This window comes from Lactococcus petauri (genome assembly GCF_023499275.1).
Lineage (GTDB): Bacteria > Bacillota > Bacilli > Lactobacillales > Streptococcaceae > Lactococcus > Lactococcus petauri.
In genome coordinates this window covers 83,350-109,664 of record NZ_CP094882.1, presented here as the reverse complement: position 1 = coordinate 109,664, position 26,315 = coordinate 83,350, and the positions used below count along the sequence as shown (strand labels likewise).

Here is a 26,315-nt window from a genome sequence, read left to right as displayed (position 1 = left end):
TTTTAATAATTTCTTTGTAATAAGGTTTGGGTAACTTCCATCAAAATTTCGCGGTTACGAGATTCTGGGAATTTTTCTATTTCAAGTAACGCTTGATCGGTTAGATGTTTTGCTAAGAAAAGACTTCCTGTAATGCCTCCTAGATCAGTGACCAGTTCGGAAAATTCGATACATTCTTGACGACTCAGTCCTTCTGGCGCTTCCAGATAGGGCATGACTTTCTCAGGCGCTTCTTCTTTTGCCAGCAACAAGGGTAAGGTATAAATCCCTTGACGAAAATCCGTCAATATTGGCTTATCAGCTTCTTCCAAACCGACTGTGAAATTAAGTACATCATCATAAATCTGAAAAGCAAGACCAATCGCTAAACCAATCTTTCGTGCAGACCGTTGCATCTGCTTATCACCACCAGAGAAATACACACCTTCTAAACAAGCTAAACTCAATAGCTCTGCAGTTTTACCACTGATAGCTTTAAGATAGCGTCTAATACTGTTGTCTGCATTAAAAGCTGATTGCATCTGTGTAAGTTCACCTTGAAGAATCTTTTTCATCGATCTTGCATTACGCGGCAAAAATGGTGTCGCAGCCATTGTTTCACAAAGCAACTCGAAGTAAACCGTATAAATAAAATCACCCGTATATACTGCAACATCCTTGCCAAATTGTGCTTCAACACTCGGCAAGCCTCGACGTAAAGGGGAATCATCAATAACATCATCATGAATCAATGTTGCCGAGTGTAACAACTCCAAACTGGCTGCTATTTTAACCAAGCGTTCTTCGTCTTCTATCTCCTCGTCAACTAAGCCAGAAAATAGAAAAAAAAGCGCTGGCCGAACCATTTTACCTCCGCGCGTCGTAAACTTTTGTAATGCGTCACGTATATCTGTATTATTTACCGCTAAACGTTCTGTCATCATAGTTTGTACTGCGATAAGTTTTTCCTTAATTTCAGGATAGTCCTGCCAAAAATCTAGCACTTTTTCCCCTTACTACCTATATCTATCGTTTTTATATCTCTCTTATTCTAGCAAAATCCACCTTAAATTTCGATATAAACGACTCACTTTTTTCTCTTATTACTTATTATCGAATTTCAATAATATTTTGTTGTGGCAAGCGGTAACTTGCTTGACCTTTTGCTTCTGATGAGCCCAATACAACCAAGAGCTCTGGACGGTAACGTTTATCGACTTCGAGAATTTCATTCACGCGCTCAGTACGTTCAAAGCCAAGAATAATATTGCCTTCATAGCCTCTATTTTTGATGACATACATGAGATTCATCGTCACAAAACCAATATTCAATGATAAATAGCTTGCTTCCATCATCTCGTCCATATTTTCAAACATTTGGGGATAGCGACTATTGAAACGTTGCAGTTGTTCACTATCCATTTCTCCAGCCCCAGTACGTGCAATTTCACTCGAGCGTTCAGAAAGATTAGTATCACTAAAGATAGCAATGACCGCTCCAGCTTCTTTCACTTGTTGACCATTTTTTCCATGAACAACGGATAGAAGTTCTTGACGTTTTTGTTCACTCTCAACAATGACAAAGTGCCAAGGTTGGATGTTATGTGCAGAAGGTGCTAAACTTGCAGCAGAGATAATCTGTTTCACATCTACTGTTGGTATTTTTTTACCGTCAAATGTTTTTACAGCGTGGCGTTCTTTATTAATTTTTACAAAATCCATGAATATCCTCCTCTCATTATTGTACCAAATTTGCATATTTTTAGTATATAAAAAAGGGGTAAATCCCCTCTATTATCCTATTTGTTATATTCTCGCAAAAATTGAGACAAAGCAGACAAGCCCTCGCGTAATGTCTTTTCATCCGTACAATAGCCTAAACGTGCATAGCCTGGCAAGTCAAACCTATTTCCCGGTACTAAAAGAACGCCTTTGTTTTTAAGCAAGGCCACGCAAAATTCTTCTGTCTGGGCCGGATCGAGCGTTTCAAATTTCACAAAGCTTGTCGATACTGCTTTAGGAAATATCATTGATACAAGTGGCTCATTTTCCACCCACTCCCGAAGTATCTGCAAATTATTAGTGACGATTTCTTTATTCCGCGCCAGTACTTTATCACGGTGTTTTAAGACTAGAGTTCCTAAGGCATCATCAAAGACTCCACAACAAATCATTGTATAATCGCGGTATTTGCGAAACTCATCTGCTAGTTTTTCATCTTGAGTCGCCACCCAACCTAAACGTACACCAGGTACAGAATATGTTTTAGAAAGCGAGTTCGTCGAGATACCTTTTTCATATAAGTCAACAATTGGCGCATAATCTTCCGAATCATCAAGAGGCAAGTAAACCTCATCGACCAAGACATAAGCATCAACTGTTCGAGCCAGCTGAATGACCTCTTCCAAAAAGGCACGGTTTAGGGTTGTACCTGTCGGATTATTGGCATTGTTCAAACAAATCATCTTTGTGTTTGGACGAATCATCTGACGGAGTTCATCCAAGCGTGGATACCAGTTTTCCGATTCATGAATTTGCCAAAACTCAATTTCGGCTCCTAAAGAACGTGGAATATCATAGAGCTGCTGGTAACTTGGATACTCTGCAATCACATGATCTCCCGGCTCGATCAATCCATACAAGACCAAATGATTGGCGCCCGTTGCGCCATTTGTCGCCAAAATATTTTCTGCGGGAACTTTCGTATAAAGCTTGGCTACTTCTTGCTTAAATTCAGGAGAGCCTTCAATCCATCCGTAGTTAAATTTTTCCTGCATTAAGTGAGACATAAAGCTTTGGCCCTTGTCTTCTTCCAGGTTTAATATTTCTTGCAACGTCATGGATGAAATCGTTGATTGAGCAATGTCATAAACTGCTTCTTTTTCCCATACATTGAGCCATTCTTCTACTCCAAAACCATCTATCTTCATATGTGCCCTCCTAAATATCAATTATAGTATAAGTATAGCATTGTGCATCCAGTATTTTAAAGCAATCTTCCATTGGAAAAAAGATTGTCTTTGTATTGTCATTGGGGTGTAACGTCATAATGTCATGCTCCTCAAGCATATCTCGGTCAAAATAAACATGCATATTATCCATTTTATTATCAACTAGACCATAAATAGAAACAATCCCAGACTGCAGTCCCAGCATGCTTTCCAAGCGTTCTTCTGATACAAAATGAAGTCGATTTACTCCAAGTACCTCCCCCAGTTTGTTCATCTCAACTCGCTTACTATCATCCATAATAACCATATAGAATTGCGTGGATTTTTTATTAGCCAAAACTAAAGTCTTCGACCTACAACCTTCATGTCCTTCAATATAATGGTCAGATTCTTCTGTAGAATGACTGGCCGGATGCTCGACAATTTTATAGGGAATTTCGAGCTGAGCCATTAACTTCTCTACTTCTTTAAAGTCTCTCATTCAGCCTCCTCATATAAGAAAAAGGCCGCGCAAAACACAGCCTCTTACATTTTAATCAGCAACAATTGTTGTTCCTGAACCATTTGCCAAGAAATCTTCAAGATTTTCAAGGGAAGTAATTGTTGCCGCACGACCAGTACGTTCTACAAAAGCCATAGCTGCTTCAACTTTTGGTTTCATAGAGCCTGCAGCAAATTGACCGTCTTCCAAGTAGGCACCAATTTCAGACAAAGTAACTTTTTCCAATTTCTTTTGATCTGGTTTGTTGTAATTGACAAAAACATTGTCCACACCTGTCAAAATAACTAACTCGTCACCATCCACAAGTTCTGCAAGTTTAGCTGCTGAAAAGTCCTTGTCAATCACAGCTTCCACTCCTGTATATGTACCGTCTTCATGCTCAACTACAGGAATGCCGCCGCCACCTGATACAGTAGTTAAAACTGCAGCATCTAACAGTGGTTTGATGGCTTCTGCTTCTACAATACGTTCTGGTTTTGGACTGGCAACAACACGACGATACCCACGACCTGAATCTTCGACAAATTTCCAATCTGGATATTGTTCCAACATTTTGTTCATTTGTGCTTCGTCATAGAATGGGCCAATCGGTTTTGTTGGGTTTTCAAATGCAGGATCATTACTGTCTACCACGACACGTGTGACAACAGAAGCTACAGGAATTCGTTCCAAGCCTTCTTTGATTAAAGCTTTAGTAAAGGCTTGAGTCATCCAGTATCCAATTTGTCCTTGAGTCATAGCCACGGCTGTATCTAAAGGCATCGCAGGATTTTTGGCACTGTCTGATCCCAGTTGTTGTAAAAGTAAATTACCAACTTGAGGGCCGTTACCATGCGTAACAACTATTTCTACATCGTTATCCTTAATGAGCGGGATCAATTGACTCGCTGTAACTTCAAGCGCTTCTTGTTGTGCTTGAGCTGTTGGATCATCTGTCAAAATAGCGTTACCGCCAAGAGCAACTACAATACGTCTAACCATAATTATTTTCTCCTATTTTATGTTATTAAAGCGCTTACTTTGCGCTTGAAAGAATAAAACTTTTGATTGCTCAAAAATTTTACTCTTAATTTTCTTTTTAAATACCAAGTAACTCTCTCAAACCAAACTGATTAGCAAGCAAGCCATAAAGAGCGAGCAAAGCGGCAAGAGTAAAGATAATGATAGCAAACCATTCGCCTGTTGAAATAGTTCTGTTGTTTTCACGTTTTGCACGGATATAGAGGACAAAACCAACTACATACAGAATGGAAGCCATCCAGACAAACTGCCAACCACTCAGGTAAAGGGCAATAATTTGGAATGCCATGGCAAAGAAGCCGATTAAAATATTTTTAGTTGATTTTTCGACTAAACCAACTTTTAATAGATATGCACCGACGAGAGCGTAGCAAACCATAATTACTGCAGTACAGAGATAAACAAAGACATTATAAGCATCTGAGGCAAAGTAAGTAATAATGATAAAGAGTTGTACAAAACCTTGAGTCAAAAGCAATGAATTAACAGGTGCACCAGCTTTATTTTCTTTTCCAAACCAAGCAGGCAAGAGCTTTTGTGAAGCCAATTGAGAAGTTGACTCAACTGGAAGCATCGTCCACGATAACCAAGCACCGAGAAGTGAAATAATCAACCCGATAGCCATCAAATTACCACCCCAAGGGCCAACCATCTCACGTAAGATACCAACCATACCTGGTTGTGGCATACTTGCAAGCTGTGCTTGGTCCAAATATCCATAAGGTAAGAGCGAGAGCAAGATATAAATCACCAGCAAAGTGAATAACCCAATAATTGAAGCTTTACCAGCATCTGATTTTTTCTTAGCACGGTCGCCCATCATTGCCGCACCTTCAATACCAACGAAGACCCAAATCATAACCATCAAGGAACTTTGAATCTGTCCGATTAATCCTGAGGCAGTCATCTGAGTAAATGCTGCTGTTCCATCTGTATTAATGACGACATTTTGCCAAAAATGTTCTGTAAAGACTCCAGCTCTGAACATAACAATAGCAACAACGGCAAAAATTGCGATTGGAATTAATTTAGCAATGAGTACAATAGCATTAATTACTGCTGCCCCTTCAACCCCACGAATAACAAGTGCAGTTAAAGACCAAGAAACGACTGAAACAACGATGACTGATAAAAAGGTCAAAGAACCGTCTTCATTAGCAAAAACACCAGGAAAGAAATAGTTGACAGATGTCATCATCAAGACAGCGAAAGCCACGTTACCTGCCCAAGCGGACAACCAGTAACCCCAGCCTGATAAGAATCCGGCAAAATCACCAAATCCTGCGCGGGCATAATCTGAAACACCGGAGAGTTCTGGTTTATTAACAACAAGGTGATTTAAGCTCAAAACGAGCATAAGAATACCAAAACCAATAAAGAGCCATGAAATGACCACACCACCTGGTGTAGCTCCATTTGCCAAGTCGTTCGAGAGATTAAATACCCCACCACCAATAGCTCCGGATACGATAATTGCTACGAGGGCCATGAGCCCTATTCCTTTTTTATTTTCTACTTCCATATTACTTCCTATTTTTTTCATAAAGTCATATGCTTTAAAAAAGTCTCCAATTATGAAAATATACGAGGTCTGACCTTTTCAAAACAAGAGTTATAGAGGGAACCAAAAATATTTTTTCCAGATTTGTGCAAACTTCCCACCGGTATTAGGAAGTGGAAAGTCTGTCAAATCCGGAAAAAATCAAATTCAAAATTTATTATTTGATACTTGGTACATCTGGAATGAAGAGGTTACCCAAAGTTGCTGCCATAATTGCTTTAATTGAGTGCATACGGTTTTCAGCTTCTTCAAATTGACGTGCATATTTAGAACGGAATACTTCGTCAGTAACTTCCATTTCAGTCAAGCCATACTCTTCTTTAATTTCTTTACCATATTCAGTTTCAGTATCGTGGAAGGCTGGCAAGCAGTGCATGAAGATAAGTTCTTCATCTGGAGTTCCAGTCAATTTCATCATATCCATTGTGATACGGTATGGAGTGAGAAGTTCCACACGTTCTTCCCAGTTTGATTCACCCATTGATACCCATACGTCTGAGTAGATAATGTTTGCACCTTTAACCCCTGCTTCAATATCTGCAGTTGTTTCTGGTTTTGCACCTGACTCAGCTGCAAATTTACGCGCAATTTCCATAACTTCTTCAGAAGGTTGAAGTGATTCAGGCGCTACGATAGTTACGCTCACTCCAAGCATCGCACCTGTTACGATAAGAGAGTTAGCCATGTTGTTACGACCATCACCGACATAAGCAAGTTTAAGACCTTTAAGGTAACCAAATTCTTCTTTGATTGTCATGTAGTCTGCAATCATTTGAGTTGGATGCCAATCGTCAGTCAAACCATTCCATACAGGAACTCCTGAGTATTTTGCCAAATCTTCAACTTCTTTTTGTGAGAAACCACGACGTTCAATCGCATCAAACATTGAGCCAAGAACACGTGCTGTATCTTCAGTAGATTCTTTGATACCAAGTTGAATATCATCTTTACCAAGATATTCTGGGTGAGCACCAAGGTCGATAGCTGCTGTTGTAAATGCAGCACGCGTACGTGTAGAAGTTTTAGCAAAAAGTAAGGCGATATTTTTTCCTTCAAGATAATGGTGAGGGATGTTATTTTTCTTCAATGCTTTTAAGTGAATAGCAAAGTCAACAAGATATTGAATTTCTGCAGGTGTAAAATCTTTTTCTGCTAAAAATGAACGGCCTTGGAAAACTGAGTTAATTTTTGGTGTTTGCATTTAATTTTCTCCTAAATATAATTTTTTTATTTTTTGAAATAAGGACATTTGCTTGTGCTATAAGCAATAGAGTGTCAACGAGGTTGACAGAGCTGTAAACCAAGCAAATAGAGGGTGGATCTTTGATTAAATATCTTCACGCCACAATGGTTGAGACATACAACGTGCTCCACCACGACCACGTGCCAACTCGCTTGAAAGAATCTCATGTACTTTGATACCATGTTCTTTAAGTAATTCGATTGTGACATAGTTACGGTCATAAGTAACAATTTCACCTGGAGCGATAGCCAATGTGTTTGAACCATCATTCCATTGCTCACGCGGTGCAACGATTGGATCTCCATTACCACATTCAATCAAATCAAGTTCTGAGAGTTCCAACACTTTCTTAAGAGCAACTTTAAGGTCTGTCAAATGTTCAATTTCCACATCTCCATCTTTACCTGGACGTAAGATGAATGCATTGATATTTCCAGAACCATCAAAGATTCCTGGGAAGACTGTAAACTGATCATGATTAATCATTGTAAATACAGTATCCAAGTGCATCATTGCGTGATTATGCGGAATTTCAACAGCAAGTACAGTGTCAAAGGTTGACAATGGGTTTGCAAACAATTCTTTTGCTAAAGCTTGAATTGTTTTAGATGAAGTACGTTCAGAAACACCAATAGCTACAGTGTGTTTGTTTAATACGAGTTCATCACCACCTTCGATACGTGTTGTATGGTTACGATCACGCCAAATTGGAGTGTCTTTAAAACGTGGGTGATTTGCCATTACATATTCTGTAATCAATGATTCAGGTTGACGTGCTGGGAAAGTCATTTTGTTAATAGTCATCCCTACACCCATAGATGCTTGTGGGTCACGAGTGAAGTAAGCATTTGGCAATGGATTAAGGTAGAAATGGTTTTCGGCATCAGAACCGGCCATGTCGCTAAGAACTGTACGTTTTAGGTCCAATTCATTTTTACGAACACCTGCATAAATCTTGTCAACCATTGCTTTTGTATCCATGCTTGTCAAGTACTCAGTCAAACCTTCAAGTGTACGTCCTGGACGGTAGCCTGCTTCATGCAAGAGTCGAGCCAAGAAATCTTTTTTAACACTTTCAGTTTGAAAAACATCTGCGGCAAGATCTTCTATATAGACAGTTTCTGCTCCGTTATCACGCAATGTTTGAGCAAAGAAATCGTGTTCCTTCTGAGCAATTTTCAAGTAAGGGATATCATCAAACAAGAGTTGATGCATTGTGTCTGGTGTGATGTTTTCGACTTCAGCACCTGGACGATGAAGGAGAACTGATTTAAGTTTTCCGATTTCTGAATTGACATTGATTGCTTTTTCCATGAGATAAGCATCCTTTCTTTTATATAAAACTATATATTAAAATTGTAAAAGCGCTTTCAACACCTTTTATTATAGTCTAATCTTTTTTTGAATGCAAATTGAACGTCATTATAATAATGCGCTTTCATTTCATAAAAAATAATAAATATACAAAAAGAAACCAGCAATACCAAGGTTGAGCCTTTGTGATGGTTTCTTTTATTTTTTTATTACTTTTCTTTGTTTTTTCTAATTTGTTTACTTCTGAGTTGTCCGCAAGCGGCATCAATGTCTGTACCATGCTCTTGGCGCACAACACAGTTGATACCATTTTTCTTGAGTACATCGTAAAATTTCGCAGTATCATTTCGTGTTGAACGTTCATATTTGATATGCTCAGCGACAGGATTATAGGGAATCAGATTGACATACGAAAGTTTATTTCGGGGTTTTATTAAATCAGCTAATTCTTGTGCAATTTCCGGAGTATCATTTTCTCCAGAAAGCATAATATACTCATAGGTTACACGACGATTTGTTGTTTCAGTATAATAATCTATCGCATCAAAAAGTTTTTCAAGTGGTGCGCTACGTGTGATACGCATCAGACTTGTACGTAATTCATTGTTTGGTGCATGTAAAGAAATAGCCAAGTTCACTTGCAAGTTTTCATTTGCAAATTCTTTGATTTTTGTTGGCATGAAACCACAGGTTGACACGGTAATATGACGTGCCCCAATAGCAAGGCCATTATCGTCATTAATTGTGCGTAAAAAGTTCATCAAGTTTACATAGTTGTCAAATGGTTCACCGATACCCATAACTACAACATGAGAAACACGCTCATCTTGGCCTTTTTCATCGAAGTATTTTTGGACCAACATAATCTGAGCGACTATCTCTCCTGCTGTCACATCACGCTCTTTTTTTAGAATACCAGAGGCACAAAAAGTACAGCCCATGTTACATCCTACCTGAGTAGTCACACATACAGATAAGCCATAAGATTGGCGCATCAATACAGTTTCAATCATCATTTTATCTGGTAACATAAAAAGATATTTAACTGTTCCATCTTCCGACTCTTGTACGACGACTTGCTCCAGAGGATTCATAATAAAATGCGCGTTCAACTTTGCAATAAAATCCTTGGAGAGATTTGTCATTTCTTCAAAAGTTTGGACACGTTTTCGGTAAAGCCAATCCCACACTTGGGTTGCCCGAAATTTTTTTTCACCATTTTCAATCGCCCAATCAATAAGTTGATCACGTGTTAAGCCGTAAATTGTTTGTTTTTCCATTATATCTCCGATATTTTTCCCCCAAAAAATTTTTGAGGGAACTTTTTTGTATATTATTCAATAACTTTTTAGACATATTTTTAACATTTGTCTATTTTATTTTTTTGCACGTTCGCGTATTACAAAATTAGATTTAGAGGTTGTATTTTTCTCATTTTTCTCATTTTGTTTTATTTTAGCAGGCTTCTTACCTGATTTCTCGCGAATTTCAAATGATTTTTTCTCATTTTTCTTTTGCTTTTCTTGAGAGCTTCGATTTTTATTGCGATTATTTCGACGTCGTGCTTTTTCAAATTTAGGTTGACGTGGCTTGTCTTCAAAAACACGTTCGGATGTGTAAGCTTCATCTTGTGAGCGTACACGACGTAAAACAAAGTAGGCACAGCCATAATTGCAATATTCATTGATATAATCTTCTAATCGGTCAATCTTATTTTCAGATTGCATTTTTTTTCTACTTACTGAAAAAAAGCCTTTTAAACGGAGCTGTTCAAAGCCCCAATCTCCCACGATGTAATCATACTTATCGAAAATATCGCTAAATCGCTGCTCCAGCTTTTCAGCATCAAACCCTTCACGATAATTGTAAACCAGATGAAAAGTCTTACCACCTACTTTTACAATGTCATCTGTAGCAGTTACCCGCTCACCAGGGAAACGATTATAATTTAATTTTGATTCGTCAACTTCTTTTGGCACTTTCCTCTCCCTTTCTCTTTTTGTTCATTTTCTCGTTTTTTAATTCATTTGCTACTATTTCTCGTAGAAAATACGGAAAAAGTATTTCGGCTTTCTCTTGTTTTTTCAATAAAGGAAAATACCAAGCAAAGAGATACTGATCAGGAACGACTATGCTATAAGACTCAGCATCGACCACATCCGTATTTCTATAATAAAATTTCCCTCTGTTGAAATTTATTCCCTGAAAAATAAGCCGACCAAATTGCTTCCCTCGAAAACCCATACCTCGAATATTTTGCCCAGACAGCATTGCAGATACATCAAGCATTTCACGTAAAACTTCTTTCAGTACCTTACCAGTCATCGTAAGCCGCACTAAACGCATGGAATGGGGCAAAAATTGGTGTAAATCATCTAAAGTAAGTTGATTTGGCAATGCTTCTGTAACCAAGAGCCCAGTATTGAAAACACAGGCTCCCACCTTGCCATATCGGGCAAGTAACTCTGCAATAAAATGACTTGCATTATAATCAGGATAAACATTGGTCAGGCTATAGGGAAGTTCTCCGACAGTCTTGCCTTGCAACATTTTACGTCCTTTCAACTCCCACGAGTTGATGTGTAAAGCATCACTTTTTACTTTTTTGAGCATGTTGGTAGCAATTGTGGAAATTTCCGAAGCAATTACTTTGTTATTTTGATCAAAAGTAAGATTGATTTCGCCGATATGCTCCCCGTATCTTCCTGCAGCCGCAAGTAAGGTGTCATGTAATTCCACTCCGTGTTCAAAAAGATGATGCGTATGGCTTCCAATAATTAAATCAATATCGTAATTTTTAGCGATTTTCTCATCAACGGTTTTACCCAAATGACTCAAAAGAATCGTAAAATCACAGTCCAGTGGCAAGAGCTGATCCAAGCAAACTAAAGGATCAACAATATCCCAACCTGCTTGTAAATAGGCTAGATAAGGAGCTGTTAAGCCAATGATTCCAATACGCATCCCCCAACTGCTCTCTATAAATTTAGGACCTTGAGCAAAAGGCATATTACTGATATTTGAAAGCAATATATCAAATTCGGCTTGATTGTATAAATGGCTTAGCATATCATGAGTTAATCCTAAACCTTCATTGTTACCGAGGGTCGCTCCTGTCAAGTCCAGCTTATTCATCAGAGCAACATTAATCTGTCCTTCTGTTGCCTCAGTTAAAGGATGTACCCGGTCAACATTATCCCCTAAGTCAAATCGCAAGACATCTGGAAGTCCAACTGATTTTTCCGCAAAAAAACGCTCAATCACTGGAAATCTTTCCAAATGCGAGTGCAAATCGTTCAAGTGAATAATGCGCAATGAATTCATTTTACCATTATAGCACAAAAAAGACCGCTAAAGCGGTAGTTTTTGTACTTTTATACTTACGCCTGCAAATCAAAAGCAAGGCTTCATTCCTATTTTCCTGTTGATCCGAAGCCGCCAGTTCGTGTAGATTTAGTCACTTCAGCATCCCCATCAGCAACCAAGAAAGGCATAAAGACCGCTTGGACAATCCTCTCACCTTTTTCCAAGACCACTTCTGATTCCGTAATATTTTGCATTTGAGCAAATATCTCGCCCTCATTCCCTGGGTTATTGTAATAGTCACCGTCAATGACACCTACCGAGTTAATCATCACTAAACCTTTTTTACGCGGATTTGACGAGCGATCAAACAGATACAGAACTTCTCCTGCTTGCATATATGCCTTAAGGCCTGTTGAGATCAGTTTAATTTCACCAGGTTTAATGGTAATATTTTCAGCCACTGATAAGTCATAGCCTGCCGCATGCTTGGTCGCACGTATTGGTAATTCTAGGTTTTCATTTTGGTATTTACTTACTATTTCAAATCCACGTGTTTTCATAATTACTCCTTATTGGTTATTTTTAATCTATTTATTTTATAAAGGGCAAAATCAGAAAAACGATAAATAAGACAACAACCGTTACTCCTGATAAAATCCGATTTTGCATTGGTACAGAATTCTTGAAATACTTTGGAGGAAAAACAGGAGCTAAAAGAAGTCCGCCCACTGCTCCTCCAACATGTGACCAAATATTGACCGAGCTAAGATTGAACATATTGAAGAAAAGATTGATCGCAATCAAGATAGTAAATGTCTTACCAATCTGTTTTAGCATCGGATGACCTGTAAAGAAGCCAATTCCTGCAATAGCTGCAAAAAGACCAAAAATAGAAGTTGATGCTCCTGCAGATAAGGAATTGGGTGAAAAGATAAAGGTTGCTGCATTACCAAAAATTCCTGAAAGAATGTAGATCAAACTGAAATTAAGGCTACCAAATACAGCTTCAACCTGACGTCCAATAAAAAAGAGCGTCAGAGTATTCATAAGGAAGTGAGTCCATCCAATATGAATAAAAATTGGTGTCACAAGGCGCCACAATTGAGTTGGATCAGCTAAAATGGCTGGTGGAAATAATGCACCAGTATTAAAAAGGTTAATTGCCGAGGTTGCAGCTAAACCATAACGTAAAAATTGATAAAGCCAAACCATCGTTGTTAAGAGTGATAAAATATAAGTTGCTTTATGCTTCATAAAGTCTTTTTTTATCATATCAATGTTCATAAGTAAATATTTCTCCTATGCTTATATCATGAGGTTCTGGATGAAAATTTCTGTGCTGAAAATCATAACATAGACTAACTGTCTGTCCAGAAAAGCTTGCCAGATAACGGTCATAATATCCCGCACCAAAACCAATCCGATAACCTTCTTTATTCCAAGCCAAGCCGGGGACCAAAATCAAATCAGGCACAACTTCGTTTTTCGACTTAGGTTCTAGTATACCAAATTTTGTACGTTCTAAGTCATTTTTGTCGTATTTTACAAAAATCATGTGGCGATCAGCCAAGGTTTTTGGTATAACTATTTGTTTATCTGCCTGCTCAAAAAGGGGTTGCAAATCAAATTCAAATTCTTGCGGCATATAGAGCGCCACGGTTTTAGCTTTTTTCCATTGTTCTGAGGCAAGCAGCTCTGCAATAATTTTCTGACTTTGACGGCTTTTGTCAGCAAAATCAAAACTTTTCAGTAAATTTATCATTTCTTTTCGAATTAGCGCTTTCTTTTCCATACTTTATATGGTATCATAAAGCTGTAAGTTTTTTTCAAGTTAACGTTTATGCTTTTTGTTACACGCTTTCCGAAGATAAGATTTACCAAACTAAAGAAAGGATGTATTCAAATGGCACAAGGAACTGTAAAATGGTTTAACGCTACTAAAGGTTTTGGCTTCATTACAACTGAAGAAGGCAACGATGTATTCGTACACTTCTCAGCTATTCAAACTGATGGCTTCAAAACTCTTGATGAAGGCCAAAAAGTTAGCTTTGATCTTGAAGAAGGCCCACGTGGACCTCAAGCAATCAACGTTACTAAATAATTGGTAATTAAAGCACCTTTACGGTGCTTTTTCTTTTTGTTTAAACACCACAATAAAAGCAGTTATGCTATTGTTTTATAGATATAAAAAGTTTACAATGTATAAAGCAAAGAATTTAGGAATATTATGAAAGATTTAACAAAAGGAAACATTCTCAAAGGTTTAATTACCTTCACACTTCCCCTGCTCTTGGGAAACTTTTTTCAAGTGCTCTATAATACTGCAGACACACTGATTGTTGGTCAAACGCTAGGAAAAAATGCACTTGCATCAGTGGGGGCTACGGGATCCATCAACTTTTTAATCGTTGGTTTTGCTCAGGGAATGACCGCAGGGCTCACGATTATTACTGCGCAACGCTTTGGTGCCAAAGATGCACATGCTGTCAAAAAGTCCTTTGTGACAGGGCTGTATTTTACGATAGCTATCTCCCTCTTGCTCAGTGTCTTGTCTGTCCTATTTGTGGGTCAATTACTACAACTTATGCAGACTCCAGCTGAGATTTACGAAGGTGCACACACTTTTTTAAGTATTATGTTAGGTGGACTTACAGCGACCACACTATATGCTTATTATTCGAACGCGCTCCGCGCCTTAGGTGATTCCAAGACACCGCTCTATGCACTTATCGTCGCCAGTATTTTAAACATCGGCTTTGAGTATTTCGCAATCCTCGTTCTCCATTTAGGCTTAGCGGGAGCAAGTGCAGCCACCATTTTGGCCCAATGTATCTCTGTGCTTTATCTGGTTTTACATATTAAACGCAAAGTGCCTGAGTTACACCTTAATCGAAAACTCCTTGTTTACGATACCCAAGAAATACGTACACATGCACGACTGAGTATTCCCATGGGATTTCAATCTAGTATTATCGCTATTGGTTCTATTACACTTCAAGTAGCACTTAACACTATGGGAACAAACGCTGTCGCCACTCAAGCTATTGTATCTAAGATTGACCAAATCGCGATGTTGCCAATGATGTCGATCGGACTTGCTATGGCTACCTTTGGAGCCCAAAACTATGGTGCAAAACAATACCGCCGAATAAATCAAGGGCTTTTCCAATCTCTCCTCATAGCAGTTTCCTGGGCGATTGGCTTTGCCATTCTTTTGGTAAGCTTGAACTATTACTTCACGACGGCTTTTATCTCACCAAGCCAAACAGCTGTTATTGATATGGCTAGACATTACTATATTGTGAATGGTGGTTTCTACTGGCTACTTGCTATCCTCTTCGTTACGCGCTCAACATTACAGGGTTTGGGCAATGCGCGCATTCCAACAATTTGTGGCGTGGCAGAACTGGTAATGCGGGCCGCAGTGGCCATCGTCGGAGTTAACCTCTTAAATTACACCGTGATTATTTCATCCAATCCAGCTGCTTGGTTGGGGTCAACCGCTATTCTGATCCCCACAACCATTCGAATGGTGCGCCGTTTTAACCGCGAAAATGCACAAGAAAAAATCGTTCTAAATTGAACGATTTTTTATATTAGTCTTTATCTAATTCTTGATAGAGCAGTTTTTGCGCTACTGTCGGATTGGCTTGTCCTTTTGTAGCTTTCATAAGCTGACCAACTAATGCCTTAGCTGCATTTTCCTTACCGCCACGATAGTCAGCAACAGATTGTTCATTTTTAGCAAATACTTCATGAATGATAGGCAAGAGTACAGCTGGGTCAGAGATTTGAACCAAGCCGGCCTTTTTAACGAAAGCTTCTGCTGAACCACCGTTTTTAGCTAATTCTAGGAAGACTTTCTTCGCAATTTTCGATGAAATAGTCCCATCTGCAATCAAACGCAACATTTCTGTGAGATTTTCTGGAGTTAAGTGAATATCTTTAAGTTCCAGATGTGCTGTGTTCAAGTACTGAGCAACTTCACCTTGAAGCCAGTTGGATACCAATTTGGCATCACCACCTAATTTAACAGCTGCTTCAAAGAAATCAGAGACATCTTTTGAGCTTGTCAACTGGCGCGCATCGTATTCACTGAGGCCCATTTTCTCTACATAACGTACACGGCGTGCTGCTGCAAACTCAGGAAGTTCAGCACGAACTTCGTCAATCCAAGCTTCGGAAATTTCAATACGTGGCAAATCTGGTTCTGGGAAATAACGATAATCAGACGCACCTTCTTTAACACGCATCAAGATTGTTTCACCTGTTTTATCATCAAAACGACGTGTTTCTTGACGAATTTCACCACCAGCACGAAGAATTTTCGCTTGGCGATCAATTTCAAAGGCTAGGGCTTTCTTCACATTACTGAAGGAGTTCATGTTCTTCACTTCTGTTTTAACACCAAACTCTTCTTGGCCATAAGGACGCAATGAAATATTGGCATCACAGCGCATGGAACCTTCTTCCATCTTCACATCAGAAATACCTGTATAGAGAATCAATTCACGTAAGGCGGTCAAATACGCATAAGCTTCATCAGCGCTTCGCATATCTGGCTCAGAAACAATCTCAATCAATGGTACCCCTTGACGGTTCAAGTCAACATAAGAATAGCCATCTGTTCCGTGCGTATTTTTACCGGCATCTTCTTCAATATGTGCACGCTCAATACGAACAGTCGATTTTGTACCATCTTCAAGTTCAATTTCAATAGAACCATTGTAACCAATAGGTTCATCTGCCTGCGAAATTTGGTAAGCTTTAGGATTATCAGGGTAAAAATAATTTTTACGATCAAAGTGCATACTCTTTTGAATCGACATATTCATGGCAAGAGAAGCTTTCATCCCAGCAACGACAACACCTTTGTTCAATGTTGGCAAAACCCCTGGCATTCCCCAGTCAATAACATTCGTATTGACATTTGGTTCAGAGCCAAATTCAGCTGGAGTTGGGCTGTAAATTTTTGAGTTTGTATTTAACTCAACATGGACTTCAAGTCCAATGACTGTTTCAAAGTTCATCTTATTTTGCCCCTCCTTCTGTAAAGATAATTGGTTTTTTCTTATGATGATCCGTTGTTGCTTCAAACGCTGCTGCGACTTGATAAATTGTTTCCTCATCATAGCGTTTACCAATCAATTGCATCCCAACAGGTAGACCTTCAACATAACCCGCCGGAATCGAAATTCCTGGTAATCCCGCGAGGTTGACTGGAATTGTTAAGATATCTGAAAGATACATTTGAACAGGATCTTTTGATTTTTCATCAAAGCCAAAAGCAACCGTTGGGGCTGTTGGGCCAAGAATCAAATCATAATCCGCAAATACTTTATTAAAGTCTTCTATAATCATTGTACGCACTTGACCAGCCTTTTTAAAGTGCTTATCGTAGGCACCTGCAGAAAGACTAAATGTACCTAGCATAATACGACGTTTGACCTCATCGCCAAAGCCTTCTGAACGTGATTTCACATAGACATCTTCAAGGTTTTCGATATCCTGTGCACGATAACCATAACGAATACCATCGAAGCGTTGGAGATTTGAGCTCGCTTCTGAAGAAGCGATGATGTAGTAAACAGCTACCCCATACTTGCTATGTGGCAAGCTCACTTCTTCAACAATAGCACCTAAAGATTCTAAGTGTTTCGCCGCCGCCATAATTTGCTCTTTGACTGCTGGATCAATGCCTTCCCCAAAGTATTCTTTAGGCAAAGCAATCTTCATTCCTTTAATATCTTGACCTATTTTTGAACCAAAATCTGGCACAGCTACTTCTGAGCTTGTAGCATCTTTAGCATCACTACCTGAGATAACATTTAAAAGTTGTGCATTTTCTTCAACAGTAGCTGAAAAGGGACCAATTTGATCAAGTGAACTAGAAAAAGCAATTAAACCATAACGAGAAACACGTCCGTAAGTTGGTTTCAGACCCACAATACCACTGAACGAAGCTGGTTGACGAATCGAACCACCTGTATCGGATCCTAATGACAAGCGTACTTGTCCACTCGCAACAGCACTAGCTGAACCTGAAGATGATCCACCAGGTACTTTTGTTTGATCCCACGCATTGTATGTTGGCTTAACAGAAGAAGTTTCCCCTGAGCCCCCCATTGCGAATTCGTCCATATTGGCTTTACCAATAATAACCATGCCATTGTCATAAAGCTTTTCAACGACAGTCGCATCATAAGGTGGGATAAAACCAGAAAGAATTTTACTTGCTGCAGTTGTTTCAATATTTTTAGTAACAATATTGTCTTTAACTGCTAAGGGAATACCGTCTGTAAGTTTTGTTGCATCAATTCCACGCGCATCAATAGCAGCTGCTTGCGCTAATGCTTCTTCATCTAATACAGAAATAAAACTGCCCATTGCTGCTTCACGTGCATGCACATCATCCAATGTCGCCTGTGTCAAGTCAACAGCAGAGATTTCCTTTTTCACCAAGAGGTCATGCAACTCTTTAATTGTTTTATTATTCAATGACATTATGCATCTCCTCCATCAGCCAACATTGCGGGAACCTTAATAAAGCCATCTTGCTTCGTTGGTACATTACGCATTAATTCATCACGGTCATCACCCGGTACAGCAATATCTTCACGCATGCGGTTTAAGTTATCCGCAACACTCATCGTAAATTCTACATTTTCCGTATTGACTTCCTCTAACTGCTCCACCATTTCGATAATTTTATCGAGTTTATCCGTCACAGCATCAAGTTCATTTTTCTCAAATTTAAGCTTTGACAAAGTTGCCACATGCTCCACTTGTTCTTTTGTAATCTTGCTCATGTTATTTTCCCTAACTATTAAAGATTTTCATTCTCAATTATAGCAAAAATCTTTAAAAACTGATACAGCTAGGCTTTACTGCCTACTGCCTTTACCACAAGTAAAAAACCTCTCACAACGAGAAGTTTTTTTATTACTTTTAAGGTTAGAAGTTACGACCTTCAAGCTTTGTAAATAAACCTTGGTTAAGAACTTTGAGGTAAGTCCCTTTCATTCCCAACGAACGGCTTTCAATAACACCAGCAGATTCAAGCTTACGTAGTGCATTAACAATTACTGAACGTGTAATTCCAATCTTGTCGGCAATGACTGAAGCAATAACATGTCCTTCTTCACCATCAAGTTCTTCAAGAATTGCTTTCACAGCCTTCATTTCTGAATACGAAAGTGTATTGACTGCCATGTTAGCCATCGTGTCTTTACGGATATTTTCTTCCATTTGTTCAAGCTTAAGATTTGAAAGTTGAACACCGATAACTGTTGTTGCAAGCTCTGCAAGCACAAGATCATCATCACTGAATTTTCCGTCTGTACGCCATAAGATGAAGGTTCCCAAGCGCATACCACTACCATAGATTGGTGCACATGTTGTCAAACCATTAGGATACTCACCTAAAAGTTCTGCAGGAAATACTGACAAAGGCTCGTTAATTGTGATATTTGCTAAAGTGTCGTAGATACGGATAGCCGCACGTGCATAATCTTCTGGCAATTGTTTTTGTACATGGAAAAGTTCATTAACACGATCGTTGTTAATTTCGTATGGCAGTGAATAGCCCAAAAGTTTCCCTTTTGTATCAATGATACAAGCATTACAGTCAATAACGTTGGCTAAACGCTCTGTCATGTTATCATAGGGTAACTCCTGCTTTAAATCAGTTACTCCATCTTGCAGAACTGATGTAATTTTGCGGGTTTTTTCTAGTAAAGTAGCCACGGTTTTCTCCTATTATATTATTTTCTAAATAAACTCTTAATGAATTATAACACAAAAAAATTCAAAAAACAACAGGAATAGTCAGAAAATTCGCTTTTTTCATTATAATAAAACAAGATATACAATTATGTATATCTTATTTCTTTTTATATACAGAAAATTGACTAACATTACCAACTTCCACTTTTTTGTAAGAATCTTTAAGTGTTTCTTTTACTGAATCTGAAAGATCCTGTCCACTTTGCACTACGACATACTTGTTGCCTGCATTAGCAAAGAGCAAATCAAAGTTCTGATGGAATCTCACTGGATAATGGCGAGGGAAGTCATCTATGCCACCCACACGCTGTGATCGCAAGTTAATGTTTTTATCCGATGCTATAGCCAGTACTTTATCCTCTTTTGTTGTATCGGCTTTCACAAACTGTGCAACTTGTTGTTCTTCTGAGAAAACTTGTTGATGCATCGTTTGGGTAACGATCGGAGCTCCTATCACAAAGAGCAGAGCTAAAATTGGCGCAAAAAGCTTGGCCTTCATATAATCTTGTAGGATATTCTGACGTTGATCCACCGCATCTTGTATAGTATCGCTGACGAATAATAAAAGTAACGGCAAGATGGCAAGCAAGTTTGAACTTTCGAATACTTGAGAAAAAACAACAAATCCTAACACAAGAATTGAACCCAATAAGAGTAAAAGTTGCCAGATAAATGTTTGACCCGAACTTTTAATATTACGTACGCCATGTACGAAATTGGCCGCAAGACCAAACACCAAAAGAAAAACGAGAGCTTTCAGAAGTGACATCCAGAAATTATCTGTAAAGCCTAGTGTCGTAAGCGGAATGATAATGGATTGTTCGATGGATGTATACAGTACTTGAGCATTTAAGGAGTAAAAAGCAACCGTATAACCTACCAACAATAAGCCAAATAAAATTGCTAAAAGTTGATAAATACCACGCCCAATTCTTTTATTCTGAATATTAAAGACAAGCAAAGCGAGACAAGAAAGAAGCCATAATATGGTCATGATTGGTGATATGACAAACACAAGAGCTCCGCTCATACCAAAGAAGATAAAAGCTTCGTCACGTGCATCTTGACGTAGATAACGATCCAAGAACTGTAATGCCCATAATGCAAAAGGCAAGGCGATTAAGGTTGGCGCTGTACCACCTTGAGCCAATCCTGCAACCGAAACCAAGGTGAAACCTGTGGTAATTCGCGCTGCCAAACGGCTACGTGTACGTTGTGAAATTAAACGATAAACTTGCACACCGCTCATAAATAAAGCTAGCATTTGGAAAAGGTAAAGCAGCCAAGTTGTTTGACCAAAATGACCGAGCCAGTTAATTAGGTAAAAGACAATTCCGCCAGCACCCCAAAAATCATTGTAAGGGACCAATCCTGCCTGCATTGCCATTCCCGAATAGAGGTATTGCGACTGTACACCTGTAGGTTGAAGATTGAAGATAGGGAAAGCATAGAAGCTTAGACTAAGCACCAAGGACACGAGCCCAATAAATAACCAGTCAGCTGGCATAAGCCGTGGTGTTTTTTCTCGAGTTGGTACAAAACTCGCTTCTGATTTATGACGACGCGAATAAAACCCAGTCTCTTCCGCAGGAATATCAAGGTCTTCATTGACCTCAAGCTCCTCGAATTCTTCGATTTCTTCTGATTGTTCTAATTGTTTTTTATGTTCATGCCTAAGTGAACGTGAACCATATCTTTTTTTCATTTAATTTTCCTTCAAAGAGTAATCACTAAATTATAACAAATTTCTTCGAAGTACTCAATTTTTGCTAAAAATTTTATGTAATAATTTATAATATTTCAATATTGATGCAATAAAAAAAAGAGGCTTTGCCTCTTGATTTATCAATAAACTTCGTCGTCTTGATTTTCCATAAAGTTATTAAAAACTTCTTCAATCATATCCCATTCAGCATCTGAATCTTCAGCGATAGGTTGTAAATCACCTTCAGTGCCATCTTCATTTTGAGTAAATGAATAAGCTTGGATTTCAACTTCACCATTATCATCTTCTGCACCGTCAACAGGCATAACGAGGACGTAATTTTTACCAAATTCTTCTTGGCCATCAATAGTGATCAAGATTTCAAAAAGGCTTTCATTACCGTTATCATCAATCAGAGTGATAAAACGGTCTTCGTGGTCATGGTCATGTGTATGTTCTGACATAATACTTCCTACTTCTAAAATAATTTGTGCGCATCAAGATAATTTTGTAATATCAAGACAGCGGCGAGTTTATCAATTGATTTTTTACGGTCCTTGCGTCGGACGCCACCATCAATTAATACTTTTTCTGCTTGCATTGTCGTCAAGCGTTCATCTTGGTATTCTACAGCGACATCAAACGTTTCAGTAATTTTTTCACCATAGTTTCTTGAAGCCTCTGCACGAATACCTTCATCATTATTCATATGTTTGGGTAAACCGAGTACAATTTTTGAAGGTTTATATTCTGTTATTAGTTCTGCTAAGCGCTCAAAACCAAATTCACCAGCTTCACTGTCAATCTTTATTGTTTCAACAGGCTGAGCCGTCATTCCCAATAAATCACTCACAGCTACACCAACAGTTTTCGTACCGACATCCAAACCTAAAATTCTACTGTACATTAAAGTTGTACACCATGTGCTTTTAAGTATTCTTTAATCAGTTCTTCAACAATATCATCACGGTCAAAACGACGGATTTTGTTACGTGCATCGTCGTGACGTGGAATATAAGCTGGATCTCCTGACAAAACATAACCTACCATTTGGTTGATAGGATTGTAACCTTTAGCATCAAGTGCACGATAAACATTTACAAGTGTTTCGCCGATTTCTTTTTTACTTGAATCATCAAATTCAAAGCGGACTGTTTCATCTGTAAAACTCATAATATGTACCTCCTTTGGGGTAGGTTCAAGCAAACTGCTTAAAAATCCTTTTAATTAATTTTTTCTAATAATGCTCTTTAATTATACATCATTTCTGACACTAATTCAATCTATTTCGTCTAGTAGCTAGAATAAATGGCCCTCTAGACGACCATTTATCACTCAATGCTAAACTATAAATTTACCGGCTTAAGGGAGAATATTTCCAGCTGCCATATACAAGTCATACCACTCCTCACGGCTGAGAACCAGATCACTGGCATTTGTTACTTCCTCGATTCGTCGTTCCGTCATCGTACCAATTATTGTTTGCATACGCGCTGGATGGCGGTTAATCCATGCTATAGCAATCCCTGAAGGGGTAAGATTGTATTTTTCAGCATATTCTTCAAGCTTTTTGTTTAATTCTGGGAATTTATCATTACCAACAAAAGGACCATCAAAATATCCATGTTGGAAAGGAGACCAAGCTTGAATCGTCATCTTATTTATCCGGGAATACTCTAGTACTGAACCATCTTGCATATGACTGGCTTGATTAGGAATATTCACATTGAGACCTGCATCAACCATTTCAGTATGCTTCAAGCCAAATTGAAGCTGATTAAAAAGTAACGGCTGCTTCACTGCTGTTTTAAGTAACTCCACTTGCATCGGATTTTGATTGGAAACTCCAAAATAGCGAACCTTTCCAGATTTCTCGAGCTCGTAGAAGGCCTCTGCGACCTCTTCTGGCTCCATTAGCGTATCGGGGCGGTGCAAGAGCATGGTGTCGAGATAATCCGTCTGTAGCCGTTGTAAAGAGCCTTCTACCGACTTGATAATATGTTCTTTTGAAAAATCAAAGGCAACCCCTGGGCGGATAGCGCATTTCGATTGGAGATAAATGTCTTCCCGTCGAATAGAGGTTTGCGCCAAAGCCTCGGCAAAAACCGTTTCACACTGTCCAGCACCATAAATATCCGCGTGATCAAAAAAGTTAATACCATTTTCATAAGCTGTTTCAATAACTTTGACAGGGTTCTTTCCTGGTTCTATGATACGCATACAGCCTAAGATAATTTGTGAAGCTTGCATATCGGCAATTTGAATTTTTTTCATTAACAAAAACTCCTCTTCTTTTACAATAAATTCATTATATCACAATAAAAGTAAACGCTTTACTTTTCCAAGAGTTATTTTTGTTCCTTTTTATGAATCATGTTTCCAAAAGAAAAAACCCACCCGAGGGTGAGAATCCTTTTTTACAATTAAACTGTAAGTGAAGCACGTCCTTTACGACGACGAGCTGCAAGTACACGACGTCCGTTTTTAGTTGCCATGCGTGCACGGAATCCGTGAGTAGTCTTACGAGGTTTTTTATGTGGTTGGTAAGTACGTTTCATTTGTTAAATCCCTGGGCTACTTCACTTGGGAAAGTAGCTCCACCGTTCTTGCGGTGTTCCTTTCTTTCATTTCTGTGCTTAAAGCATACTAAAATATTCTACACCAAATCATCGCAAATGTCAAATTTCTTTTGTAACGGTGATATAACGATTGTATTCATTACCTTCAGAATGGCTAGAAACACCTTCTTCTTTCGAAATAATTGTATGCACAATCTTGCGTTCATTCGACTGTAAATCATTAATATAGACAGTTTCACCAGAACGAGCACGTTCTGCTGCACGATGCGCCAAGCTGGTAATATATGCTTTACGCTTTTCATGATAATCCCCAACATTGACAGCAATATTTATACGGGTACTTAAAATACTGTTAGCATAAGCTTTAGCCAAGGTTTGTAAACTTTGCAAAATCTTCCCATGTTTACCAATGAGTAAAGCATCTTGATTCGAATTTAAGTTAAAAACAATCAGAGTTCCTTCTTTTGCTACATTTACAGTGATCGCAATACCCATTTCAGAGGTAATATTTGTTAAGTAAGTCGAAATTTTATCCGCAAACTCTGTTTCCTCAGCAGTTAATTCCATCGGTACAGCCTTAGCTTTTTCTTTTACCTTCTCAGGAACCTCAACTTCTGGAAGCGGATCTTTGCTTTGAGCAATGTCTGCTTTAACTTCTTCAATTATAACTTCACGTTCTTCTGGAGTTAATTGACCTTCTTGTTCTTTTTCAGCTGCACGTACAGCTTTAACAATTTGGCTTAACTCAAGAGTTGCTTCCATAGCAGACTGTGCTTTAGGCACACCAAGGTTGATATCTTCCACACCACGTTCTGCTAATCGATCCGCTTTACGAATGGTTTCTTCTTTGATTTCTTCTATATCTACGAGGGCTCGTTTTTTACCAAATCCTAAAAAACCACGTTTTTCTTTTTGTTTTACATGAATATGCACATTCTCACGCTTTACACCTAAACGATATAAGCCGCGTTCTATTGCTTCTTCAACTGTTCTCCCAGTAAAAATAGTCATGATTTAAAACTCCTATCTCCTGATTTACTTTTTATTTTTCAAAGCCTTCTTTAATGCCTTCTCACGTGCTTTTACTTTATCCTTTTCCGCTTGGGCTTTAGCTTCACGCGCTGCGATTATTTTGAAGGGATTGGCAATAAGCAAAGTTTGTAAGACTTGGAAACCATTTGATACTACCCAGTAAAGAGCAACACCGCTTGCGACATTGATCGCAAAAACAAAAATCATCACTGGCATAGCAAATGTCATCGTACTTGTCATTGCATTTTTCTCAGGGGCTGATTTCATTGTCAACCATGAGCTAGCAAATGTAAAGAGTGCTGCCAAAATTGGCAAGATAAATGTTGGATCTTTATCTCCGATATTAAACCAGAGGAAAGTTCCGTGCTTTAAGAAATCTACACGTGTCAAAGCTTGGTACAACGCCCATAATATTGGCATTTGCACTAAGAGTGGTAAACATCCTGCATAAGGATTTACCTTGTTTTTAGCGTAAAGTTCTTGTGTTTCTTCTTGAACTTTACGACGCGAATCCACGTCTTTACCTGGATATTGCGCTTGTATTTTTTTAATTTCAGGCTGAATTTCCTGCATTTTTTGGCTAGACTTGATTTGAATATTCATCAAAGGCAAAAGTGCCGCACGAATAATCAAGGTAAATAAAATAATACCAACAGCTGTCATACCACCAAATGACAAGAAACGAATAACCTGAGCAAATCCATAAACTATCTGTTCCCAAAAGTTTGTTGAATGTTGTGTGACCTCAGAACGTCCACAGGCAGCCAATAAGAGTAAAGAAGCACTTGCCATCGAAAGCAAAGTTATTTTCTTTTTCAATTCTTTTCTCCATCTTTATAAATTTTAGACAATTTCAATACATGCTTGAGATTTTTTCTTACTTCATCAAAACTGAGTTTTTCGACTCCTGGACGTGCAATAATCACAAAATCTTCGTCTTCTAAATGAGAAGAAAACTCTGCTACTGCATGTCTAATGAGTCGCTTCACACGATTCCGTGTGACCGCATTTCCAATCTTTTTACTTACTGAAATCCCTGTACGAAAATGCTGTTGCTCAGTATCGAGTTTATATACAACAAATTTCTTATTGGCAAAGCTATTTTTCGCTAAAAATATTTGTTCAAAGTCTTTCGAGCGTTTTACACGATAGGTCTTTTTTATAGCCAAGCCACTCTCTCCCATACTAAAAATTATCTCCATTATTTTAACACAAAGTAGAGGAAAAGTCACTTTTTTCCAAGAAAGCGCTTTTTTAGCTTTAATTTTTGTTGCATATCATTACTTATAAGCTCAAAACCATGTTAGAATAAAGGTAAATAAAAGATAGATGTAGCCA

The 26,315-nt window shown here is 38.4% G+C and carries 29 protein-coding genes; 2 read left to right on the top strand and 27 right to left on the bottom strand.

From position 1 onward, the window contains the following. Nucleotides 1-2: 2 nt before the first annotated feature. The 14 genes from lgb_RS00550 to lgb_RS00485 form a co-directional block, all read right to left on the bottom strand. Complete coding sequence (locus lgb_RS00550; protein WP_019293035.1) at nt 3-983, bottom strand: polyprenyl synthetase family protein; 981 nt, start codon at nt 981-983, stop codon at nt 3-5. Nucleotides 984-1,089: 106 nt separating this feature from the next. After that, nucleotides 1,090-1,701, bottom strand: a complete 612-nt coding sequence (locus lgb_RS00545) for a nitroreductase family protein (protein ID WP_019293036.1) — start codon at nt 1,699-1,701, stop codon at nt 1,090-1,092. 77 nt (nt 1,702-1,778) lie between these two features. Further along, nucleotides 1,779-2,909, bottom strand: coding sequence for an aminotransferase (locus lgb_RS00540; RefSeq protein ID WP_019293037.1), 1,131 nt, complete (start codon nt 2,907-2,909; stop codon nt 1,779-1,781). A gap of 10 nt (nt 2,910-2,919) precedes the next feature. After that, nucleotides 2,920-3,411, bottom strand: coding sequence for a prolyl-tRNA synthetase associated domain-containing protein (locus tag lgb_RS00535; protein WP_019292688.1), 492 nt, complete (start codon nt 3,409-3,411; stop codon nt 2,920-2,922). A gap of 51 nt (nt 3,412-3,462) precedes the next feature. After that, complete coding sequence (gene arcC, locus lgb_RS00530) at nt 3,463-4,413, bottom strand: carbamate kinase (RefSeq protein ID WP_019292689.1); 951 nt, start codon at nt 4,411-4,413, stop codon at nt 3,463-3,465. A 97-nt stretch (nt 4,414-4,510) separates the two neighbouring features. Further along, the gene (locus lgb_RS00525; protein ID WP_019293039.1) at nt 4,511-5,974 is read right to left on the bottom strand and encodes a basic amino acid/polyamine antiporter; all 1,464 of its coding nucleotides are present in this window, start codon (nt 5,972-5,974) and stop codon (nt 4,511-4,513) included. A gap of 196 nt (nt 5,975-6,170) precedes the next feature. Beyond that, nucleotides 6,171-7,214, bottom strand: coding sequence for an ornithine carbamoyltransferase (gene argF, locus lgb_RS00520; protein WP_003133656.1), 1,044 nt, complete (start codon nt 7,212-7,214; stop codon nt 6,171-6,173). A 126-nt stretch (nt 7,215-7,340) separates the two neighbouring features. Continuing rightward, a complete protein-coding gene (arcA, locus tag lgb_RS00515; protein WP_003133654.1) occupies nt 7,341-8,570 on the bottom strand; it encodes an arginine deiminase in 1,230 nt (409 codons plus the stop codon). Between the two features lie 209 nt (nt 8,571-8,779). Next, nucleotides 8,780-9,850: a dual-specificity RNA methyltransferase RlmN gene (rlmN, locus tag lgb_RS00510; protein WP_019293040.1), complete on the bottom strand. Its 1,071-nt coding sequence runs from the start codon at nt 9,848-9,850 to the stop codon at nt 8,780-8,782. Nucleotides 9,851-9,946: 96 nt separating this feature from the next. Then, the gene (locus lgb_RS00505) at nt 9,947-10,549 is read right to left on the bottom strand and encodes a YutD family protein (RefSeq protein WP_019293041.1); all 603 of its coding nucleotides are present in this window, start codon (nt 10,547-10,549) and stop codon (nt 9,947-9,949) included. Beyond that, nucleotides 10,533-11,894 (bottom strand): bifunctional metallophosphatase/5'-nucleotidase, encoded by a 1,362-nt coding sequence (locus tag lgb_RS00500; protein WP_019293042.1) that lies wholly within the window; start codon nt 11,892-11,894, stop codon nt 10,533-10,535. The genes lgb_RS00505 and lgb_RS00500 overlap by 17 nt, the downstream gene beginning before the upstream one ends. An 89-nt stretch (nt 11,895-11,983) precedes the next feature. Further along, the gene (locus tag lgb_RS00495) at nt 11,984-12,436 is read right to left on the bottom strand and encodes a dUTP diphosphatase (RefSeq protein ID WP_019291912.1); all 453 of its coding nucleotides are present in this window, start codon (nt 12,434-12,436) and stop codon (nt 11,984-11,986) included. 31 nt (nt 12,437-12,467) lie between these two features. Continuing rightward, nucleotides 12,468-13,160 carry a rhomboid family intramembrane serine protease gene (locus tag lgb_RS00490; protein ID WP_014024129.1) on the bottom strand — a complete coding sequence of 231 codons (693 nt, stop codon included), beginning with the start codon at nt 13,158-13,160 and terminating at the stop codon, nt 12,468-12,470. Continuing rightward, complete coding sequence (locus lgb_RS00485; protein WP_019291913.1) at nt 13,150-13,668, bottom strand: 5-formyltetrahydrofolate cyclo-ligase; 519 nt, start codon at nt 13,666-13,668, stop codon at nt 13,150-13,152. The genes lgb_RS00490 and lgb_RS00485 overlap by 11 nt, the downstream gene beginning before the upstream one ends. Before the next feature lie 111 nt (nt 13,669-13,779). Here lgb_RS00485 and lgb_RS00480 point away from each other — a divergent pair, with 111 nt between their 5' ends. Beyond that, complete coding sequence (locus lgb_RS00480; RefSeq protein ID WP_003133641.1) at nt 13,780-13,977, top strand: cold-shock protein; 198 nt, start codon at nt 13,780-13,782, stop codon at nt 13,975-13,977. A gap of 126 nt (nt 13,978-14,103) precedes the next feature. Continuing rightward, nucleotides 14,104-15,459, top strand: a complete 1,356-nt coding sequence (locus tag lgb_RS00475; protein WP_019293043.1) for an MATE family efflux transporter — start codon at nt 14,104-14,106, stop codon at nt 15,457-15,459. A gap of 13 nt (nt 15,460-15,472) precedes the next feature. Here lgb_RS00475 and gatB read toward each other — a convergent pair whose 3' ends face one another. From gatB to rnpA, 13 genes are all read right to left on the bottom strand, one after another. Further along, on the bottom strand, nt 15,473-16,906 hold the full coding sequence (gene gatB, locus lgb_RS00470) for an Asp-tRNA(Asn)/Glu-tRNA(Gln) amidotransferase subunit GatB (protein ID WP_019293044.1): 1,434 nt from the start codon (nt 16,904-16,906) through the stop codon (nt 15,473-15,475). Nucleotide 16,907: 1 nt separating this feature from the next. After that, nucleotides 16,908-18,380 carry an Asp-tRNA(Asn)/Glu-tRNA(Gln) amidotransferase subunit GatA gene (gene gatA / locus lgb_RS00465; protein ID WP_019291916.1) on the bottom strand — a complete coding sequence of 491 codons (1,473 nt, stop codon included), beginning with the start codon at nt 18,378-18,380 and terminating at the stop codon, nt 16,908-16,910. Further along, the gene (gatC, locus tag lgb_RS00460; protein WP_017368695.1) at nt 18,380-18,685 is read right to left on the bottom strand and encodes an Asp-tRNA(Asn)/Glu-tRNA(Gln) amidotransferase subunit GatC; all 306 of its coding nucleotides are present in this window, start codon (nt 18,683-18,685) and stop codon (nt 18,380-18,382) included. The genes gatA and gatC overlap by 1 nt, the downstream gene beginning before the upstream one ends. Before the next feature lie 145 nt (nt 18,686-18,830). Beyond that, complete coding sequence (gene codY / locus lgb_RS00455) at nt 18,831-19,622, bottom strand: GTP-sensing pleiotropic transcriptional regulator CodY (RefSeq protein WP_003133634.1); 792 nt, start codon at nt 19,620-19,622, stop codon at nt 18,831-18,833. A gap of 136 nt (nt 19,623-19,758) precedes the next feature. Next, nucleotides 19,759-21,366 (bottom strand): hypothetical protein, encoded by a 1,608-nt coding sequence (locus lgb_RS00450; RefSeq protein WP_019293819.1) that lies wholly within the window; start codon nt 21,364-21,366, stop codon nt 19,759-19,761. Between the two features lie 140 nt (nt 21,367-21,506). Beyond that, on the bottom strand, nt 21,507-21,830 hold the full coding sequence (locus lgb_RS00445; protein ID WP_003133632.1) for a DUF1292 domain-containing protein: 324 nt from the start codon (nt 21,828-21,830) through the stop codon (nt 21,507-21,509). A gap of 14 nt (nt 21,831-21,844) precedes the next feature. After that, on the bottom strand, nt 21,845-22,273 hold the full coding sequence (ruvX, locus tag lgb_RS00440; protein ID WP_003133630.1) for a Holliday junction resolvase RuvX: 429 nt from the start codon (nt 22,271-22,273) through the stop codon (nt 21,845-21,847). Next, nucleotides 22,273-22,539 carry an IreB family regulatory phosphoprotein gene (locus tag lgb_RS00435; RefSeq protein ID WP_003133629.1) on the bottom strand — a complete coding sequence of 89 codons (267 nt, stop codon included), beginning with the start codon at nt 22,537-22,539 and terminating at the stop codon, nt 22,273-22,275. Before lgb_RS00435 ends, ruvX begins: the two co-directional genes overlap by 1 nt. Nucleotides 22,540-22,728: 189 nt before the next feature. Continuing rightward, a complete protein-coding gene (locus lgb_RS00430; protein WP_019291919.1) occupies nt 22,729-23,640 on the bottom strand; it encodes an aldo/keto reductase in 912 nt (303 codons plus the stop codon). 149 nt (nt 23,641-23,789) lie between these two features. Beyond that, nucleotides 23,790-23,924: a 50S ribosomal protein L34 gene (gene rpmH / locus lgb_RS00425; protein WP_003135255.1), complete on the bottom strand. Its 135-nt coding sequence runs from the start codon at nt 23,922-23,924 to the stop codon at nt 23,790-23,792. A gap of 120 nt (nt 23,925-24,044) precedes the next feature. Beyond that, nucleotides 24,045-24,956, bottom strand: a complete 912-nt coding sequence (gene jag, locus lgb_RS00420; RefSeq protein ID WP_019293820.1) for an RNA-binding cell elongation regulator Jag/EloR — start codon at nt 24,954-24,956, stop codon at nt 24,045-24,047. 24 nt (nt 24,957-24,980) lie between these two features. Further along, a complete protein-coding gene (locus tag lgb_RS00415) occupies nt 24,981-25,796 on the bottom strand; it encodes a YidC/Oxa1 family membrane protein insertase (RefSeq protein ID WP_003133626.1) in 816 nt (271 codons plus the stop codon). Continuing rightward, nucleotides 25,793-26,161, bottom strand: coding sequence for a ribonuclease P protein component (rnpA, locus tag lgb_RS00410; RefSeq protein WP_019291921.1), 369 nt, complete (start codon nt 26,159-26,161; stop codon nt 25,793-25,795). Before rnpA ends, lgb_RS00415 begins: the two co-directional genes overlap by 4 nt. Nucleotides 26,162-26,315 lie beyond the last annotated feature (154 nt).